Genomic DNA, 18,546 nt, shown 5'->3' with positions numbered 1-18,546 from the left:
CCGCGGAGCGCGCACGGCCCACCGCGCCGCCCGCCCCTACTTGCTGCACCCCAGCCGGCACACCATGGCCGCCGTGTAGGCGCACCCGTGATCGCCCCATATCGACGAGCTCGGCCCCGTGCACCGGAACGCGCACCCGCGCCCGTCCGCGGTCGCCTCCGCCGTCAGCCGGTAGCCCTCCGCGTTGCAGCTGCCGGTCGACGACAGGCAGCTCGACAGCTGCGGCTCGCACTGCTCCACCACGTAGCCGGCCGGGCACGTCCAGTCAGCGCTCGCCCGCCCGTAGTCCGGCGACCGCCCCGTCTCGGTCGCGAGCGGCTCGTGCTTCGAGAAGGTCGGCATCCCCGTCGTCACTTGCAGCGGCACAACGACCGCCCGCTCGCGCGGCACCACCGGAGAGGCTGCGTCCTTCGGCTGCACCACGAACGTGTCCCGCCGCGTCTGCCGCTCGCAGCCAGCCGTCGCGCCCTCCGGCGTCCACGAGAACGTGAGCTCCGCGCTCCCGTGCGCGGGCACCTCGACCGTGCGCTCGCCGTGCGTCACCCGGACGTCGACCTGCGCCCGGTTCGTGATGAGCGCCTGCGCCGTCCCGGTGGCGCCGTACGGCACCACGCCGAGGTCGACCGGCAGCGGCGCGATCTCCGGCTCGGCGAGCGAGAAGCGGCACACGTCCGCCACCGGGTAGATCGCGTACGCCAGCGGCACCGCCTTCTTCACCTCGATCCGCAGCGCGCCGAACGCCTGCCCACCCCCCTTGGCGCCGCCCGGTCCGCCCGCCACCGGCGCGCCCTCGACACCCTCGATGGCCAGCTCGCCGACCGAGGTCATCGTCACGCGACGGTCCCCCGCCTCGATCCGGGCCTTGAACAGGCCGATCGCCGTGCCGTGCGCCTCGCCGGCCGTCACGTCCGTCTCGTAGGCGACCATCGCGCCGCGCTTCACGGCCCCGATGAAATGCGTCGCGCGACCGCAGGCGCAGCCGCCGCCCGGCGCCGGCACGACGCTCTCGGTCGGGTCAAAGAACTGCGGATCCTCGTCCGCGACCAGCGCCATCGCGACAAGGCGCAGGCGGCGCTTGTCGAGCGTGCCTCCGGCGCTGAAGTACGCCGGCAGATCGACGTCGGCGCCCACGAGGACCGAATCGACCGCGATGCCCACGTAGCGGAAGTCGATCGCGCGCTCGCCCTGCCCAGGCGCGGGCCCGCCCTGCGCCGCCGCCGATGCCGTCGCTCCCGTCACCGCCGTCGCTCCCGCGACCGGCGGCGCTCCCGTCGCCGCCTTCGGCTGGGCGCAGGCGAGGCCGACCGGCGAGAACACACCCGCCGCGCTCCGCGACAGCCCGCGGCCCGGCACCATCGCGCTCGACGTGTCGAGCAGGTAGTCGTGCCGCACGTCGCTGAACGCCCGCGCGGCCGCGAGCAGCGCCCCGGCCTGCGAGCAGCCGCTCCCCTTGCAGGCCGGCAAGACGCCCGCGGCTGCCGGCCGGCCCGACGGCGCGACCGGCACCTCCGGCGGCCCCGGGCAGCCGAGCGCCGAGGCCAGCACCCCCAGGAGGAGCGCGCCCGCGCGCGCAGGCGCAGCGCGCCGACGAGCGCGACCCGCGCCGCTCACGGCCACGCGATCGTCATCCACCGGACGCGCCCCGAGCCGCTCACCGCGTCGTCCGCAAAGAACAGCGACCCGCCGGAGCGCCCCGCGAACACCGGCGACACGTCCTGCGACGCGCTGCCCGTCAGCCACGCCAGCTGCTTCAACGCGGGCGCCGCCGCCTCGCCGGGCGCCAGCGAGAAGGCGCTCAGCACCACCGAGTCCCCAGGCGCCGACGCGAGCACGCCGCGGCAGGCCTTGTCGCACGCGAGCGCGATCGACGACACCGGGGTGCCGTCCGGGCCGGCCACCGCCACCGGCGCGCCCTGCGCCGCGCCGCCGTTGTCGAGCCGCACGAGCCACGCGCGCCCGCCCGACCCGCCGGCCGCCGCGCCCCCGCGGGCCGCCGAGCCCCCTCCGGCCGCCGCGCCCTCCCCGGCCGGCTCGTCGACCCAGCCGACGAGGACCCCGCCCTCGTGCGGCGCGAGCACCGGGCTGCGCGAGTGCTCGGGCGACGCGTGGAGGCGCGACTCGTCGCCGATCCGCTGCAGCGTCTTCGCGTCGAGCCGCGCGAAGAACACGTCGCCGGTGGCCTCGCCGGCCTCGCCGGCCGCGCCGCCGCCCGCGGCCGCGTCGCCGGCCGGCCGCGCGTCCGACCACACGAGCCACGCCTCCTGGCCGCGCACCGCGATCTGCACCTCGGCCGCGTCGAGCGGCGCGTTCGTGATGCGCCGGTCCGGCACCGTCCTGTTCAGCGCGCGGTCCACCCGCGCCGCGTACACCTCGGCGTTGCCGTCGCGCGTGTCGACCCACGCGACGATGAAGCCGCCCGCGCCGTCGTAGGCGATCGCCACGTCGGACGCCTCGCTCGCGGCGCCGCCCTGCTTCTTCCGCGGCGCGGTGGTGAGCTTCTTCTGCGCGAGCTTCGCGCCCGTCGCGTCGACCCGGGTCACGTAGACCTGCGTCTCGCCCCGCTCGCGCGCGACCCACGCGATCACGCTCTCGCCCGGAGACGCGCCGCCCTTGCCCTTCGGATCGGCCGGGGGCGGCGGCGCCGTCGCGATCGCGACGCCGCCGAGCGACGACGCCTTCTGCGTGAGGACGTTCAGCTTGCCGAGGCCGCCCGGCGACGCCGCGCGCACCGCCAGCGTCGCCGAGAGGTCCTGCCCGCGCGGCGCCGCGTCCGACGCCCCCTCCACGAAGTACGTGACCCACGCCGCGAGCGCCGCGCCGCCGTCGAGCTCGACGGCCGCCACCCTGGCGAGGTGGTCGCCCTCGGCGAGCGCGCGCACCGCGGTCGCGCGCGGCGGCGGCGCCTTGTCCTCCCGGAACGCGGGCGCGCGCCACGCGCTCTCGCGCACCGGCAGCGACACGAGCGCGAGCGGCGCCCGCGCGCCCGCCGCGCCCGACGCCTTGCCCGCGCCGCCCTGCTGCGGGCCGGCCCCGGCCGCCGCGCTCGCCAGCGTCACGCACGCGCCCTTGTGGCAGCTCAGCCCGCGCACGAGGTACGGCACGCCGTCGGTCGCCGCGAACGGCGCGGCGCGCACCGGCTCCGCCGCCCGGACCGAGAGGTCCGGGCCGAAGCGCACGAACGTCGGCCAGACCGGCGGCGCGGCCGCCGCGTCGCGGGCCGCCTTGAGCCTCGCGGGCGCGAGCGTCACCGCCGCGAAGCCGTCGCCGTCCGCCGCGAGGTCGGGCGGCCCGCTCGCGCTGAAGACGAGCGCCGCCCGCTCCGCGCCGAGCGCGCCGTCGGGACCCACCGAGGCGAGGTGGATGAGGCGCCCCGCCCCGCCGGCCTCCACGCCGCCATCACGCTCGCCGCCGCGGGGGCGCAGCAGGTCCTCCCATGCGAGCAGCGCCCGGCCGCCCCCGGCGGAGGGCGCGACGAGCGACACGAGCGCCTGCTCGCCGGACGGCGGCGTCGCCTGCCGCGGCGTGACGACCACCTTGCCGCCCGGCTCGACCGCCGCGAGGTACACGGCGCCGTCGATGTCCCGCTCGTCGGTCCACGTGAGCAGGTAGCGCCCGCCGACGGCGGCGATCTCGAGATCGATCTGCGCGGTCGGCTCGGGGCTGACAGCGACCGGCGCCGAGACCTTGCCGGCCGCGTCGATCTCCAGGAGCGCGATGGATCCGAGCTTCTCGGTGTCGGCGGCGTCCTCCGCTTCCGCCTTGCGCGCGGGGTTGCCCTGGGCCCTCGCCACCGAGCGCGGCGCGGCCGGCGGGAGCACCAGGGCGACCGCCGCGCCGCGCTCGGTGGCGACCGCGTGCCACCCCAGCACATCGCGCGCGACCGACGCGGGCGCCGTCGGCTTGATCGCGGCGCCCTTGTCCTGCGCCACGACGGTCATGACCACGTCGACGCGGTCGACGTCGCCCTGGGCCACGTCGCCCTGGTCCTCGCGCGGCATCTCCCACAGCACGAGCGCCCCCTTCGCGTTCGGGAGCACGTCGAGCCACGTGATCTCCTCGGCCGTCTGCGCGACCGGGCTCGCCGGGGCGACCGGCTTGCCGGCCGGGTCGAGCGCGAGCACGCGCACCGCGCGGCTCCCCCCGCTCTGCTCGATCCACGCGGCGATGTAGCCCTGCGGCCCGGCGCGGAGCGCGGCGACGGGCACGTCGGCGGCGACCGGCCCGGCGTCGACGAGGTCCCCGCGCGGCGCCCCGTCCGCGCCGATGACGCGGGTCCTCAACCGGCCTCCCGCCGCGTAGAGCAGGAGCGCCTCGTCGCCTCGCCGGGCGAAGTAGGGCGCCGCGTCCTCGCCCTCGAGCTCCGCGACCACCTGGGCCGGCAGGAGCGGCAGCCCCTCCGGCGCCTTCGGCTGCCCGGGCGGCGTCTTCACGGCGCGCGCCGGGCGCGCGGCGGGGGCCTGCGCGGCGCCGGAGCACCCGAGCAGCAGCGCGAGCGCGGCGCCGAGCAGCGCCGGAGCGCGGCGCCGGAGCGCGGCGCCGGTCAGGCGGCCTGCGTCGCGCTGCGGGCCGCGTTGAACCGAGGGGAGAGCACTGCGGACGAGCATGGCGGCGACCATGCCAGAAGCGAAGAGCGCCCGCTACAGGGCGCCACCCGCGGGCGGGGCGCACGCCCCGGTCGCACGCCCGCGCTGCGCTGGACGTCGCACGCCCGCGCTGCGTCACTCAGAAGGCGAGCAGGCGCCCGAGCAGCGACCTGTACCTGCGCAGGGCGAGCCGGAGCTCCTCCGTCGACACCTCCGGTCGCCCGGGCTCGCCGTCGAGCAGGCGTTGCAGCGCGCTGCGCTCCTCCCGGAAGCTCTGCATGACCCGCTGGATCACCTCGGTCACGAGCGCGTCGGCCTGCTCGACCGCCTGCCGCGGCGCCTCGATGAAGCCCGCCTGGATCGCGCCCCAGCGCTCGGACAGCTCGCGCGCCTCGTCCGGCGTGAGCGCGGGCGCGCGCTCCGGCCAGGGCTCTCCGGTCGGACCGCCCCGCGCCGTGTAGGCCGCCGGCTGCCGGCCCGACTCCGGCGGGAGCTCCTCTTCGGCGATCCGTGCCTCGGGCTGGCTGCTCTCGCGCGCCGTCACCATCCGCTCTCTGTGCAATGGGCTCACGATGGCCACCTCTCCGCTCGTTCGCGTTGTCCGCCCAGCGGGCCAAGCAAGCCGCATGCGCGCCTCGATGTGCATCCGCGCCCGCTGCCGGCCGCAGCGCGGCAAGGCCAGAGGCTCAGAAGAGCCCGAGAAAAGCGCGAGAGATCTCCGGGCGAGCGAGGCCGCCCGATCCCCATCGCTCGGGCGCCGGCCGCGGCAATCCCTCACGAGCCGGGGAGGCGGAAGAGTGAGGAATACGCGCGCTGCGCGGCGGAGCCGCCGCCCCGGCGAGGGCGCCCGAGCTCACCTGAGCGAGGCGCGCAGCTTCGTCACGACCGCGCGGATCTCCCGCACCACCTGGAGGAGCGCCTCGTCCTCGTCGGACCACTTGGTCACGGGCTTCCCGTCTCGCGGCACCGCCTGGAGCTCGGCGAAGCGCGTCGTCTCCCAGTCGCAGGGGCGGAGCAGGATCGGCACGACCGCGGCCTGCCCCGCGGCGCGCCGCTCCATGGCGCGCGTCACCTGCGCGTCGCCCTGCTCGGACGCGAGGAAGCTGGCGCTCACGAGGAGCAGGACGAGATCGGCCGCCTCGAGCTGCTCGCCGATCGCGCGCTCCAGGTCCTCGCCCGCGCCGATCTTCCCGCTGTGCCACGGCGCGATCAGCCCCTCGCGCTTGAGCGGGCTCAGGTGCGCCTCGAGGCGCGCGAGGAGCTCCTCGTCGCGCGACGCGTAGGAGAAGAAGACGCGCACCGGCCGCGCCGCGGCCGGGAGCGCGTTCGCCGGCGGAGCCGCGGTCGGGCGCGCGCTCACGGCCGGGTGCGGCGCCGGCGTCGCGACGCGCGGCGCCGGGGGGGGCGGCGGCGGCGGCGCGGCGGTCGGCTCCAGGCCGAGGAGGACCTGCGCGACCTCCGCGTGATCGCCGGCCTGGTTCTCGTAGAGGAGGAGGCGGATGCCCGACTCCTCGAGCAGCCGGCGGCGGAACGGCGGCACGCCCTGCGGGAGCAGCGCGAAGTGCATGGGTGGCTGCCCGCCCGCGAGCGCGCGCACGCGGGCGAGCGTCTGGTCGATGTTGTCGTCGGCGAGGCCGAAGCCCACGAACAGGATGGAATGCGCGCGGTAGAGGGCGCCGAACGCGTCCTGGAGGAGGGGCGTGCCGAAGATCGCCCGGTCGTACTGGTCGCGCGAGAACACCCAGGTGTCCCACGCGCGCAGCGTGCCGTGCAGCTTCAGGATGAAGCGCCTGTCCATGACGACGTCGGCCGCCGGCCGGTCGATCACGCGCCACTCGCCCTGGAACGCGCGCTCGAGGAAGCGGTCGATGTTGGTGGTGAGCACCGCCTTGAGCTTCGGCTTGAGCGCGGCGATCGCCTGCGCCACGTCGGGCACGTCGCGGCCGGTGTCGTCGAGCTCCTTGTCGACCGTCCAGTTGAAGTCCTGCGGCCCGAGCGCGAGCTTCGCGGCGGAGAGCGCGTTGATGAGCTGGTTCGAGGCGATGTACTGCTGGATCTCGTCGACGACCGCGGGGTCGGCGCTCCGCTTCCGCGCGCGGTCGCGCAGCTTCTCGGCGAGCTGTTTCCAGGTGGGCATGCCCGCCGCGGCCGACACGCCCGCGCCCGCGAAGACGATCAGGTTCTCTGCCGCGTAGCGCTCGCGCAGCTGCTCCAGGATCTCGTCATCCATCAGCGAGCACGATACCGCGGATCCGCGCCCGCGGGCGGCGCCGCGCCCCTCACCGCGGCGGCGAGGAGCGCCGCTCCGTGGCGAGGGAGAGGCCGACCCCCAGCCAGACCCCCTCGACGGCGCCCGCCGTGCCGTCGGCGGCCTCGTACGGCGCCGGCCGGAGCACCACCCCGGGGTCCAGCGTGAGCCCGAGCCACACGGGGCCGCCCAGCCGGGTCTCCACGCCGAGCCCGAGGCCGGCGCGGGCGGACCACGTATCGTGCTCGCCCGCGATGCCGTCGACGGAAGCGGCGGCAGGCAGCCTGACCGAGGCGAGCGACGCGGTGGCGCCGATCGACAGGCGCCACGAGGCGGCGAGCCAGAAGCGGTAATCGCCCGAGAGGCCGCCCTCGAGCCAGCGCAGCGTCTCGCCGCCGGACGGGGTGGCCAGCAGGCGGGCAAAGAGCGACTCGGTGAGCCGCAGGCGCCGCAGGCCGAGCGTCAGGCCGGCGCCGCCGAGCACCTGCGGCCCGCCCGTGACGACCGCGGCGTAGGGTCCGGCCGAGACGGACAGCGCGTCGAGGTCGCGCGAGGCGAGCTCGACCTCGTCCGGGGTGGGGCGCCGCGGTGACGGCGGCCGCCGCGGGGAGCGCGCCCGGCGCACCTCGGCGCGGATCATCTCGGAGGCGGCGATCGCGACGAGGCGCGCGGCCACGTCCGAGGTGAGGCCGGAGACGGCGATCTGCCGCCGCACGACCGCGCGGCCGTCGAGGCGCACCTGGATCTCGAGGCGGGCCGCGGTGGGCCGGTCGATCCACACGTTCGCCACGCGGTCGCCGAGCGGACCGACCGGCTCGGTGGCGAGCGCCGCGCCGTCCGGGAGCTCGATCTCGAGCAGGCGCCGCACGCGAAGGCTCGAGACCTCCTCCGCCGCGCCGCGCGACAGCGCGACGCGCACCTCGATGGGCGCCGTCGCGGCGGGCATCGGCGGCGCGCTCGGCGCGGGGGCGCCGCCGCTGCCCGCCACGAGCGCCCGCGGCTCGGCCGCCGCGGCGGGGGCCGCGGAGCCCAGCAGGAGGACGGCCGCGACGAGGGCGGGCGCGGAGGGATCTCGGCGCCGGGCGCGCGTCGGGGGCAGGCGGCGGAGGCCCTCCCTCTGCAGCCGCGTCCACGCCGGAGATGATCCGCTGGGCATCCTCGCACCGGCCATCGGGGTACTTGGCCACATACCCCGTTGCCGTCTGAATTGCCTCTTTCTTGTCGCCCGTGACCCCCTCGCCAGGGCTGCGCTTGCCCGACGGCGCTCCCTCGAGCGAGAGCGACCGCGCGCACCCGTAATATTTCGCTGTCAGCGCTCTGCTCACGAGCGCCACGCGCCGAGCGCGGCGATCTCCCCGGCTACGCCTCTTCGCGGAACGCGGCCACGACCCAGTTCACGTGACGGCCTCGACCATCGTTGCTCGAATGACGCTTGAACAGCGGCATCCTCAGGATGCGCACGTGATCCTGGAGGTTCGTCTTGAAGGGCGAGCCCGCGATCGGCGTCCCGTCGGATCGCACCTGCCGCCCCTCGATCTTCATCTTCTTCAGCACCTCGAGGGACGCGAGGCGCAGCAGCTCATAGGCCCTGTCCGGGTCCTTGCTGCTCACGGAGACAATGAGCTTGCCAAACGTGGGGTCCTTGTTGACCAGGACGTCCCCCGCCTCGAAACCGCAGTCGAAGCGGATCTTCAGGTCGGTGAGGCCCTTCTCCTCGAGCGCCTCGCGGATCGGGCCGGCGTCGGGGAGCGCGATGCGATCGAAGACGCCGCCGTTGGGCAGGAACATCCCCTTGCCGCCGTCCCGGGAGTCCCTGAGATCCGGATTCCAGCTCTCCGCGTTGATGCGGAACTCGCGGCTGCAGTGCGTCTGCACCACGTGCTGCTGCTCGAAGTCGATGGCCTGCCCGTCCGCGATGCGGATCTGCCACGCGACGAGGTTCACCGGGACGCGGCTCCGCTTCCGCTTGATGGCGTAGCTCTCCTCGCTGACGGGGTGCTCCACCTGGATACGCGTGTTCATCTCCAGGAAGTAGAACTTCCCGTCCTTGAACATCAGCTCCACGGTGCCCGCGCCCACGTAGCCCACGCGCTCTGCGATCTGCACGGCGAGCCCGCAGATCCGGTCTTCCAGGCCGGGATACCGGCGGAGCAGGGCCGGCGGCGCCTCCTCCTGGATCTTCTGGCTCGCGCGCTGCTCGCTGCAGTCGCGCATGCCGAAGTGCCGCGTGTTGCCGTAGCGATCCCGCAGCACCTGCACCTCCAGGTGGATCGTCTCCGGGATGTTCTGCTCGAACATCACGCCAGGCTGCCAGTTGAACGCCCTGATCTCGCCGAGGACCTTCTGGATGGCCTGGGGCACCTGCTCCGCGGTCGGGATGACCGCCTGCCCGCGCCCGCCGCCGCCGTTGGCGGCCTTCAGCCGCCCCGGGAAGGTGAAGCGCCCGGCCTCGTGCGCCTCCAGGATGATCCGCTGGATCTCGTCGGGATCATTGCTGTCGATGACGAGCCCGGGCGTCACCGCCGTCGCGTCGAAGTCCTGGGCCATCAGGCGGAACTTGCGCTTGTCGCCGGCGTTCTCCACGACGTCCTGCATCGGACCGATGAAGACGATGTTCTTCTGCCGGAAGTGCCGGATCGCCCCGGCGTTCTCCGCGAGCGGGCCGTATCCCGGGTAGAGGCCGGCGCGCGACAGCTCGTCCTGCCACCCGTCCTCGAAGCGCCGCTCGAACTCGGCCCTCACCTTGTCCGCGATCTGGGTGGTGTTCGCGTAGCTCTCGCGGAAGCTCCCCTCGAGGCCCACCGCGAACCCGCCGCCCTCCCGCGCGATCCGCACCTGCAGCGCGTTGTCGTCGTCCTTCAGGCTGTAGAGGACCACGGGGATCTTGCCGAGGGCGATCGCCTCGCGCGTGGCCCGCACGCCCATCTCCCCCTTGTCCGCCACGAGGACGTACCTGAGCTGGCCCGCGCTCACCGTCGTGGCGGGATAGCTGTCGAGCCGGTGCACCGCGGCGTAGAGGAGATCCAGCACCTGCGCGTCGTCCCGCAGGAGCTCGCCGGCCCGGGAGCGCAGGAGCTCCGCCGCCTGGTCGCGGAGCGCGGGCACGTCCTGCTCCAGGATCAGGAACTTGAGGAAGCGCTCCTCCTCGAAGTCACGGCGCTTCAGCGCCCGGAGCAGCCCGCCCTCCAGGTACCGCGCGAACCCGTCGCGGTCCGCGGGCGTGATCGACGCGCGCGCCTCCCGGAGCCGCGACAGGAGGCCCTCCGCCGCCGACAGGAGCTCCTGCACCCGCTCCTCGCCGAGCAGCTCCCTGCGCAGCGCCGCCTCCAGCGCGCGCTGCCAGCCGAAGTGCGCTCTCCACACCTCGCCGTTGGCGATCAGATACCGCAGCCCGAGGAGGCGGTGCGCGTCCTGGCCGCCGGCCAGCGTGCCCAGGTCGAGCAGCACGAACCCCGGGACGCCCATGGCCGTGGTGAACGCCTCCATCGAGGAGACATAGCCGCCTCTCGGCAACACAAGCTTCCACGGCGGGAGGGCCTGAGCGTCGTTGCGAGCGGGTAGGGAGCTGGTGCGGACGGCGGTGGTCATCCTCAGCGGTTCTCCGGCTCGGCAAGCAAGCACAGAACCGCTGCGGGATGTCAAGCCTGTCGGCCGGGCTCAGCAGGAGGCGAATTGCGACGAGGCGGGGCGCGGGTAGATCACGGCGCGGGGGCCGCGTCGGGGGCCGGCTGCGGCTGGGGCGGCGCGGCCTCCTCCCCCTCCTCGGCCTCCACCTCGCCCGAGACGATCCGCTGGACGTCCTCGCACCGGCCGTCCGGGTACGTGGCCACGTACTCCTTGGCCATCTGCGAGGCCTCGTCCTTGTGCCCGGCGGCGACCTCGGTGCGGATGCGCTTGCAGAACGAGTCCTCCGCGAGGTTGCCCTCGGGGGACAGCGAGCGCGCCTGCTCGAAATACTTCGCCGCCAGCGCCTGCTCGCCCATGCTGGCGTAGATGTCGCCGAGCTTGTAGGCCGCGATCGGCGCGTACGCGTCGGTCGGGAACCCCTCGACGACGCGCGCGAAGGCGCGCATCGCGGCGGCGCGGTCGCCGCCCTTCGCGCGCAGGAGATCGCTGAGGTCCATCAGCTCCCTCGCCGTCGTCGCCGAGGCGATGGCGCCGTCGATGCCGCCGCTCTGCTGCTTCAGGCTCTGCAGCGCCTCGGCGACGTTGCCCGCGTTGTACCGCGCGCGCCAGTCCGGCGCCGCGACCGCCGCGACCGCCGCGGCGGCCGGCGCGTCGACCGGCGGGGCGACGGGCGCCACCTCCGCGCTCGAGCGCGGCAGCGACGCGACGCGGGCTCGCCGGGGCTCCGGCGGCGCCACGACCGCCGTGGGCGGCCGGATCGGCACGCCCTCCTCGGCGTCGCCGCGCCCGAGCTCCCGCGAGCCGGCCGGCGAGGTGAGCTTGACCGAGCCGTCGGCGACGTTGACGTCGATGTCGTCGACGTTGTGCCGCACGCGCAGCACGCTGCCCGCCGCCGCGGCGAGCCGGGCCTCCCCGGCGACGATCGAGAGCGCCGCCGTGCGCGTCCCGCTCACGGTGTCGAGCCACGCCTCGCCCTGCACGAGCCGCAGCGTCAGCGCGCCGCCGTCCGCCTGCACGACCTCGACGGTGGTGCCCGCCGTGAGCGAGATCGTGCCGCCGCCCGGCAGCTGGAAGGTGCGCCCCCGCGAGCCCGCGGCGAACACGTCGACGAGCGACGGCGCGTCGTCGGCCGGCGCCACGGCGGTGAGCGCCGACGCCGCCTGCCCCTCGCTCCAGATCGCCTTGCCGAGCCACAGGCCGCCGGCGAACGCCGAGAACGTCGCCGCCGCGAGCAGCGCGGCCACGCCCGCGCGGCGGGGCGACGACGGCTCGCGCGCCGCCAGGTCGTGCTCGATGCGGCCCCAGACGCGCGCGATCCGCTCTTCGGTCGCGTGGTCACGCAGATCGGCCGGGGCAATCCGGGGTAGCGTTCGCCGGCTCATGAGGACGCCTCGCTGTGGGTTGGATCGACAAAGTGACCGTCAAGGAAGTGTTGCGCCCGAGAAATCCGCCGCTTGACGGTGGCCAGCGAGCAGTCGGTCATCTGCGCGACCGTCTCGAGATCGTGCCCCTCCACCGAGCGGAGGATCCACGCGATCCGGTCGTCGGCCGGTAGCGTCTGGAGCAGGGCGTAGATCTGCGCGATCTGCGCGCGCGCGTGGGGAGAGGCGGCCGGGCTCGCGAGCGCGTCGAGATCGACCGGCTCGCTCGACTTGCCCATCCCGAGCACGCCGAGCAGCCGCGCGCGCCGCATCCGCGAGCGGACCTTGTGGACGACGATCGAGCCGAGCCAGGCGCGGAAGGCGGCGGGATCCACGAGATCGCCGAGGCGCTCGAAGGCGCGGAGGAACGCGTCGTGCGCGATGTCCTCCACGTCGCGCGCCGAGCCCTCGATGCGCGTCGCGAGGTGGATGGCGAAGGCCGCGTGCCGCCGGTAGAGCTGCTCGAGCGCGTTCACGTCCCCCCGCGCGCCGAGCACCACGAGCTGCGCGTCCGGCAGCTCCGTAAGGCCTCCCCCCCGCTCCGCCGGCACGCCCGCGACGGCGCTCCGCCTGTCCCCGGCGCCCCCTCCGCGCGCGCTTCCGGGCTGGACATCGCTCCGGCCGCGCTCCTCCGGGGCGAAGGCGGACCCTGCCTCACCCACCTCCGCCTGAGCCTCCGCCACCGGGGCGGCCGGTTCGACAAGGCGCAGGCGCCCTCGCTGAGGTCTCAGAGCCATGGGTTCGTGTACCTGAAAAGGAGCAGCTGGGGTGGGATCGAGACGCCGCGGCGGGAAGCGGGCCCTCGGCCCAGGCGGAGCCTCGCGTCCCGGGCTCCTGTCCGGAGCGCAGTCAGGTGCGCCCCGAGCTTCCCACAGCTTTCCAGACGCCTGGTGGGGTCCGGGCGGCTCATCGAAAAAACTGTGAGCCGTTCTGTCGACCCGCGGCGTCTGGGTGGGTGGCCGCCGGATTTGACGTGCGGCTCATACGTCTGCTGTTTGGGGGTGGCCTCGCCGCCCCCTATTTTCGGAGGATTCCCATGAACAAGCTCGTTCTTGCGCTCGTCGCCGTCTCGGTCTCGTCTCTCGCCGTCGCCTGCGGCGGCAGCCCTGCGGCGCCGACCGACCCGTCGGCGGCGCCGACCGACCCGGCGGCGGCCCCCGCGGCCGACCCGGCGGCCCCCGCGGCCGACCCGGCGGCCCCCGCGGCTGACCCGGCGGCGGCCCCCCCGGCTGACCCGGCGGCTGCCCCGGCGCAGTGAGCCTCCTGCGCGGCGCGCCGCTTCCTGGGTGAAGCGCGCACCGCGGAGTGCTTTGGGCGGCGCCTCTCCGGAGGCGCCGCCCTCTTTCATTTTGTGCCTGCGGCTCCGTCCCGCCTCTCCGACCGGACGCCGGGGAGCGCGACGCCGATCCCGGCAGCTCACCGCCCACCCCCGTCACCCCGGCCGCACGGCGAGGGCGGCGCGCCTGTGCTTTGACGCCTTCCGCCGACGCTCTCCATGTATGTTCCGTCCGCACGTCGTTTGTGGACGGCTCGGCGCGGCGCAGCCGCGGCCCGCGAGCCGCCTCCGCTCCTCCTTACAACCCGATCTCTCATGCCCCGGGAGCCGATCGTATGGGTACCACTAGCCGGCTGAGCTTCCTGCTGCGGTCCGGGCGGCATCGCCCTGGCTTCTTCTCCGCGCGCGCCCTCGCCTGGACCGCGCTCGTTGCCGCCGCGGTCGCCGGGCTCGGCGCGGGCTGCGGCCGCACCGAGACATGGGAAGATTTCGGCTCGTCCGGCGCCGATCCCTGGGCGTGCGGCAACGGCGTCTGCGACGGCGTGGAGGACTGCGGGAGCTGCGCCCCCGACTGCGGCAGCTGCCAGGGGTGCGGGGACGACGCCTGCAACGGCGCCGAGACGTGCTCGAGCTGCCCGGGCGACTGCGGCGTCTGCGGGGCGTGCGGCGACGGCGCCTGCGCGGGCCCCGAGAACTGCGGCAACTGCGCCTCGGACTGCGGCCTCTGTCCGAGCTGCGGCGACGGCGCCTGCGACCTGGGGCCCGAGTCGTGCACGAGCTGTCCGCTCGACTGCGGCGTCTGTCCGAACTGCGGCGACGGCGCGTGCAGCGGCGCCGACACGTGCCTCACCTGCCCGGCCGACTGCGGCGTGTGCGCGGGCTGCGGCGACGGCTTCTGCGGGGCGTCGGAGGACTGCTCCTCGTGCGCCCCCGACTGCGGCGCCTGCGCCCCCTGCGGCAACGGGGTGTGCAACGCCGGGATCGAGAGCTGCTTCTCGTGCCCGGCGGACTGCGGCGCCTGCGCCTCCTGCGGCGACGGCGCCTGCTCCGGGACGGAGACGTGCGCGTCGTGCCAGCGCGACTGCGGCGTGTGCTCGGTGTGCCCGAACGGCGTCTGCGAGAGCTTCGAGACGTGCAGCGTCTGTCCGGCGGACTGCGGCGCGTGCGAGGTCGCCGATTGCCAGGAGGTCATCGCCTGCACCTCCCGGTGCATCGACACCGAGCAGTCGCCGCCGGCCTTCAGCCTGGCGTGCGTCTCGAGCTGCGTGTCGCGGGGCTGCGCCGACGTCCAGTTCTTCGTCGATCAGGTCATGACGTGCGCCCTCCCGCTGCTCCCCGCCTGCAACGGCGACTTCGGCTGCATCCAGGAGCGGTGCGCCGTCGAGGTCGCGGCCTGCCTCGGCGCCACCTGCTGATCGCGCCCCGGAGGCCGGCGCGGGCGTCTGCCCTGCCCGCGCCGTCCCCGGGCCTCGCTCGCCCCGGTCTCACGCGTCGTCGAGCAGCTCCTTGGCCGTCAGCTCGCTGGCCGACCGCCCGTGCTCGTACTCGAGCAGCCCGATCGAGGCGTAGCGCGGCCGGATCCGCCCGGAGAGCAGGCCGATCCGCTTCAGGTTCGGGACGATCCGCTTGAACATCGTCCGGCGGAAGAACCCCATCAGGTCGCTGTCGAGCATGAGCTTATCCCACGCGGAGCGCGTCATGCGATGTGCGTAGAACTCGTCATAGAACTCGTGCGCCAGGAACCGGTTGCGGAGCAAGAGCGACAGCTCGAACGCCCAGTCCTCCCGCTCCCTGCGCGCCCGCTCGCCTATGCCCTCGCGGTAGAACCTGCTCAGCGCGAGGACTCCATAATGCACGTGGCGCGCCTCGTCGGTGATCACCGACCGCAGGACGTCCTTGAGGAGCGGCTCGCTCGTCACCTGGCGAATCGAGCCGAACGCGCCGAGCGCGAGGCCCTCGATCATGATCTGCATCCCCAGGAACTTCATGTCCCACCGCCCGTCGCTCATGATCGCGTCGATGACGACATACAGGTTGTCGTTGATCTCGTAGAGTTTCTCCAGCTTCTGCGTGAGGTAGGCGTGGAACACCTCGACGTGGCGCCCCTCGTCGGCGACCTGCGTGCTCCCGTAGAGCTTGGCGTCGAGCGAGGGCACGCACTCGGTGACCTGCGACGCCGCGAACAGGGCGCCCTGCTCGCCGTGCAGGAACTGGCTCAGCATCCAGGAGAGGAGGCCGTGGCGCTGCGTCGCCCGCTCCCGCGCGGAGAGCCTGCCCCAGCCCGGCAGCTTGGACGGCGGCATCCAGCTGTCGGGCAAGAGCGGCATTGCCGGATCGAACCAGTCGACGTCCCGAGACCAGTCGAGGTCGGTCGTCGCGTTCCACTGGGACGTCTTGGCCAGGTGGTAGAGCCTCGCCATGTCGGGGTCGTCCCGCCCGTAACTCCAGTTAAAGCTGGCCTCGTATCCAACCGAGATATCGGTCGAGCCCACGCCCTTGCCGCGGCGCTGGACGAAGCCGCGAAAGGCGGGCCCGAGGAGCGACGCGAGCACCCGGACGTTGCCGCTGCTCGATGCGTCGCGGAGGAGAGGGGCGGAATCAAGGAGGGTCTGGAGAGCTTGCTGGAGGCGCATGGACATGAAAGCTTCCCGGAACGGCGAGGCGCGGACCGGCGCCCACGGGCGGCCCTTATAATGGCATCTATCGTCCAGCGGCAATCGCCTCACGATTGTTTTTGCGTCGTCATATCGACTCCGGGAGCTCCCGAGTCCGCCAGGGGGTCCACGCCGGGCGCGCGCCCGTCGCTTCCCTGACACCGCACGTCGCGGGCAAGCCGCGCGACGCGCGGCGCGCGCCGAGGACCGCGCGCCCGCCGCCTCAGACCGCGGGGCTTCGCAGCGTCGGCGCCGGCGATGAGCACTGCGCCGCGAGCTCGCCGATGAGCGCGAGGCCGCCCGGCCCCGGGGAGAGCTCGAGTCCGTCGACCCCGCGGACCGCCTCCTCCGTCGCGCAGAGCCCGTGCACCGGCTCGACCGGCGCCCACGCGCCGACCCGGGCCAGGTCGCCGCCGAGGATCTCCGGGTGGATCATCGAGCGCACCACGACCCGCCCGGCGTGCAGGCACAGGTTCGGGTGCACGAGCGTGTCCGGGCGGCTCCTCAGCCCGATCTCCTCGTGGAGCGCGGCGGCGATCTCGATCACCGCCGCGCGCTCCCGCAGCGCCTCCCCGGGGTCGCCGGAGAGCAGCCGCACGCCGAGGATCTCGCTGCCGGTCACGGACACGAGCGTGAGCCCGGCATCGCGGAGGCGCTCCTCCGCGATGTCGAGCACGAGGCCGAGCTCCTCGGCGAGCGTATCGTCGATGTCGTCGGCGTCGGTTCGCAGCCGGAGGTCGAGGTAGACCGCGATCGCGTCGGCCTCGATCTCCGGCATGCTGCTCCGCCCCGACGTCGGCTCGCCCACGGCCTCGCGGAGCGTGCAGAGGAAGCTCTTCACCGACGGGTAGCGATGCTCCGGCTGCTTCTCCAGGCAGCGCAGCACGACCGCGTCGAGCGCGGGCGGCAACGGGGTGCGCCGGCTCGGGCGCGGCGCAGGCTCCTCCAGGTGCTGCCGGAGCAGCTCGGCCGCGTCCGGCGAGTAGAACGGGAGCTTGCCCGTGAGGAGCCGGTGGAGCAGGACGCCGAGCGCATACACGTCGACGCGGGCGTCGAGGGGGCCGCCGAGGATCTGCTCGGGCGCCATGATCGTGAGTGTGCCGGGCGCCCTGCCCGCCGTGGTGAAGCCGCTCGGCCCCTCGTCGGGCTCCATCATCTTCGCGATCCCGAAATCGAGGAGCTTGACCGCGCGCGGCGCGCCCCGCGAGACGAAGATGTTGCTGCCCTTCACGTCGCGATGAATGATGCCGGCGGCGTGCGCCGCGTCGAGCGCCGAACAGACCGGCTCGAGCAGGTCGAGCGCCTGTTCCGGCGAGAGCCTCCCCTCCTGCCGGAGGAGCACGTCGAGCGTCACCCCGTCGAGGTGCTCCATCACGTAGAAGGGCCGGCCGTCCAGGAGCTCGCCGGCGTCATGAATCTCGACGATCCCAGGGTGGTTGAGCAGCCGCACCACCTCGATCTCGCGCAGGAAGCGCTTCACCATCTTCGGCGAGGCGGCGAGCGTCCCGTGCAGCACCTTCATCGCCACACGCGCGCCCGTCTGGAGATGTCTCGCCTCGTACACAGCTCCACATCCGCCCCGGGCGATGGGCGCCCCAACACTGTAATTGCCCGCGCGCGCGCCGCACGGCAGCTCGCCTCGGGAGAACGACCTCTCCTCCAGGGAGAATGCCCGCGTCTCGTTATCACGCGTTGCCATCGCATCCAATGTCATAACCCCCCCGATACGACTAAGGGCTCACCCGAGCGACGTTTTTACCAGCACGGGACGATCGTGTTGGCGCTACACGTCGCTTCACCTGGTGGTACAGTAAATCCATCGTTATCCCGACGGTAGCCTATTCCATCTGCTAGCAGAATGGGGGGAACAGATGAAGAGGCGAATTTACGCGCGGCACCTGCGCATGCTTCTGTTGGTCTCATTGCCCTGCTTGCCGTGCTGCGGTGGCAGCGACGGATTTCCTGCGGAATCGGGGTCGGTCGAAGAGGTCTCAAGTGCGCTCCGGAATTACAACGCGCTCAACCCGAACGCCCTCAACCCGAACGCCCTCAACCCGAACGCGCTCGACCCGAGCACGCTCGCCCCGAACAGACTCGAGGGGAGCAGCCTCGCGGAGACCGCCTTCACCGCCATCACCGACCCAGGGGAGCTCGGCGCGATGTCCAGGCAGCTCCTTCAATACATTGTCAGCTGCGCGCTGACCCCATCGCAGTCGCTCAGCTTCTCGTGGCACGACGAGCTCGGTGAGCTGCATGAGGAGGTGTACTCGGGCCACCTCGGGCTCGCGCCGGGCTGGCGCGACGAGCCGCTGAGCGTCTCCCGGAAGCAGTGGATCTCGGCCTGCGTGGCGTCGCGCGCAAACCGGGCTGGCGTCTCGGTGATGATCTCGTCCCGCGGGCCACACGTGGCCCTCAGGTACCCGGACCGGAGCGAGGTCACGTCGTATCCGAGGGAGGAGGGCGCGTTCTGGGGCAACCTGTTCACGAGCTCCCCCCGCTTCTATGCCTGCTACAACGAGTCGAACGCGGAGAGCTCTCGCGCCCTCAGCAGGGACTGCGCCGCGGGGCTCCTCAGAGCCGACGGCAACGTCCGGGAATGCCCGAACATTCACATCGTGGGCTCATGCGATCTCGCGTGCGGCGGGCTCAGCGCTGCCGGCGGCTATCGCCCGAGCTGCACCAACCATGGAGGCGAGTCGTCGTCCGCGGTGATTACGACGTTCCTGCCCTGAGGCCC

General features: G+C 73.9%; 13 protein-coding genes. 3 read left to right on the top strand and 10 right to left on the bottom strand.

From position 1 onward, the window contains the following. Window positions 1-36: 36 nt before the first annotated feature. The 8 genes from WME75_RS44550 to WME75_RS44515 all read right to left on the bottom strand — a co-directional run bounded on the left by WME75_RS44550 (window position 37) and on the right by WME75_RS44515 (window position 12,616). Window positions 37-1,632, bottom strand: a complete 1,596-nt coding sequence (locus WME75_RS44550) for a hypothetical protein (RefSeq protein WP_437484184.1) — start codon at window positions 1,630-1,632, stop codon at window positions 37-39. Next, complete coding sequence (locus WME75_RS44545) at window positions 1,608-4,604, bottom strand: hypothetical protein (RefSeq protein ID WP_437484182.1); 2,997 nt, start codon at window positions 4,602-4,604, stop codon at window positions 1,608-1,610. The genes WME75_RS44550 and WME75_RS44545 overlap by 25 nt, the downstream gene beginning before the upstream one ends. Window positions 4,605-4,722: 118 nt before the next feature. Further along, window positions 4,723-5,154 carry a hypothetical protein gene (locus tag WME75_RS44540; RefSeq protein WP_437484180.1) on the bottom strand — a complete coding sequence of 144 codons (432 nt, stop codon included), beginning with the start codon at window positions 5,152-5,154 and terminating at the stop codon, window positions 4,723-4,725. A 282-nt stretch (window positions 5,155-5,436) separates the two neighbouring features. Beyond that, window positions 5,437-6,813 (bottom strand): SIR2 family protein, encoded by a 1,377-nt coding sequence (locus WME75_RS44535; protein ID WP_437484178.1) that lies wholly within the window; start codon window positions 6,811-6,813, stop codon window positions 5,437-5,439. Window positions 6,814-6,862: 49 nt separating this feature from the next. Beyond that, complete coding sequence (locus tag WME75_RS44530; protein WP_437484176.1) at window positions 6,863-7,987, bottom strand: hypothetical protein; 1,125 nt, start codon at window positions 7,985-7,987, stop codon at window positions 6,863-6,865. A gap of 203 nt (window positions 7,988-8,190) precedes the next feature. Next, window positions 8,191-10,419, bottom strand: coding sequence for a biotin carboxylase N-terminal domain-containing protein (locus tag WME75_RS44525; RefSeq protein ID WP_437484174.1), 2,229 nt, complete (start codon window positions 10,417-10,419; stop codon window positions 8,191-8,193). Window positions 10,420-10,529: 110 nt separating this feature from the next. Beyond that, the gene (locus WME75_RS44520; protein ID WP_437484172.1) at window positions 10,530-11,840 is read right to left on the bottom strand and encodes a FecR domain-containing protein; all 1,311 of its coding nucleotides are present in this window, start codon (window positions 11,838-11,840) and stop codon (window positions 10,530-10,532) included. Then, entirely contained in the window at window positions 11,837-12,616 is a 780-nt protein-coding gene (locus WME75_RS44515; protein ID WP_437484170.1) for an RNA polymerase sigma factor, read from the bottom strand. The genes WME75_RS44520 and WME75_RS44515 overlap by 4 nt, the downstream gene beginning before the upstream one ends. Window positions 12,617-12,915: 299 nt before the next feature. Here WME75_RS44515 and WME75_RS44510 point away from each other — a divergent pair, with 299 nt between their 5' ends. Both WME75_RS44510 and WME75_RS44505 read left to right on the top strand, forming a co-directional pair. Further along, the gene (locus WME75_RS44510) at window positions 12,916-13,137 is read left to right on the top strand and encodes a hypothetical protein (RefSeq protein WP_437484168.1); all 222 of its coding nucleotides are present in this window, start codon (window positions 12,916-12,918) and stop codon (window positions 13,135-13,137) included. 353 nt (window positions 13,138-13,490) lie between these two features. After that, a complete protein-coding gene (locus WME75_RS44505) occupies window positions 13,491-14,570 on the top strand; it encodes a hypothetical protein (protein WP_437484167.1) in 1,080 nt (359 codons plus the stop codon). A 69-nt stretch (window positions 14,571-14,639) separates the two neighbouring features. Here the strand turns inward: WME75_RS44505 and WME75_RS44500 are convergent, their stop codons facing one another. Both WME75_RS44500 and WME75_RS44495 read right to left on the bottom strand, forming a co-directional pair. After that, a complete protein-coding gene (locus WME75_RS44500) occupies window positions 14,640-15,794 on the bottom strand; it encodes a ferritin-like domain-containing protein (RefSeq protein ID WP_437484165.1) in 1,155 nt (384 codons plus the stop codon). 238 nt (window positions 15,795-16,032) lie between these two features. Next, window positions 16,033-17,508, bottom strand: coding sequence for a serine/threonine-protein kinase (locus tag WME75_RS44495; RefSeq protein WP_437484163.1), 1,476 nt, complete (start codon window positions 17,506-17,508; stop codon window positions 16,033-16,035). Between the two features lie 223 nt (window positions 17,509-17,731). Between WME75_RS44495 and WME75_RS44490 the strand changes: the two genes are divergently transcribed. Continuing rightward, a complete protein-coding gene (locus WME75_RS44490; RefSeq protein WP_437484161.1) occupies window positions 17,732-18,541 on the top strand; it encodes a hypothetical protein in 810 nt (269 codons plus the stop codon). Window positions 18,542-18,546: the final 5 nt, after the last annotated feature.

The sequence above is a fragment of the Sorangium sp. So ce1014 genome, assembly GCF_051521505.1.
GTDB lineage: Bacteria > Myxococcota_A > Polyangia > Polyangiales > Polyangiaceae > Sorangium.
Note: the sequence above shows the minus strand (reverse complement) of the source record. Positions and strands in the feature narration are given on the sequence as shown.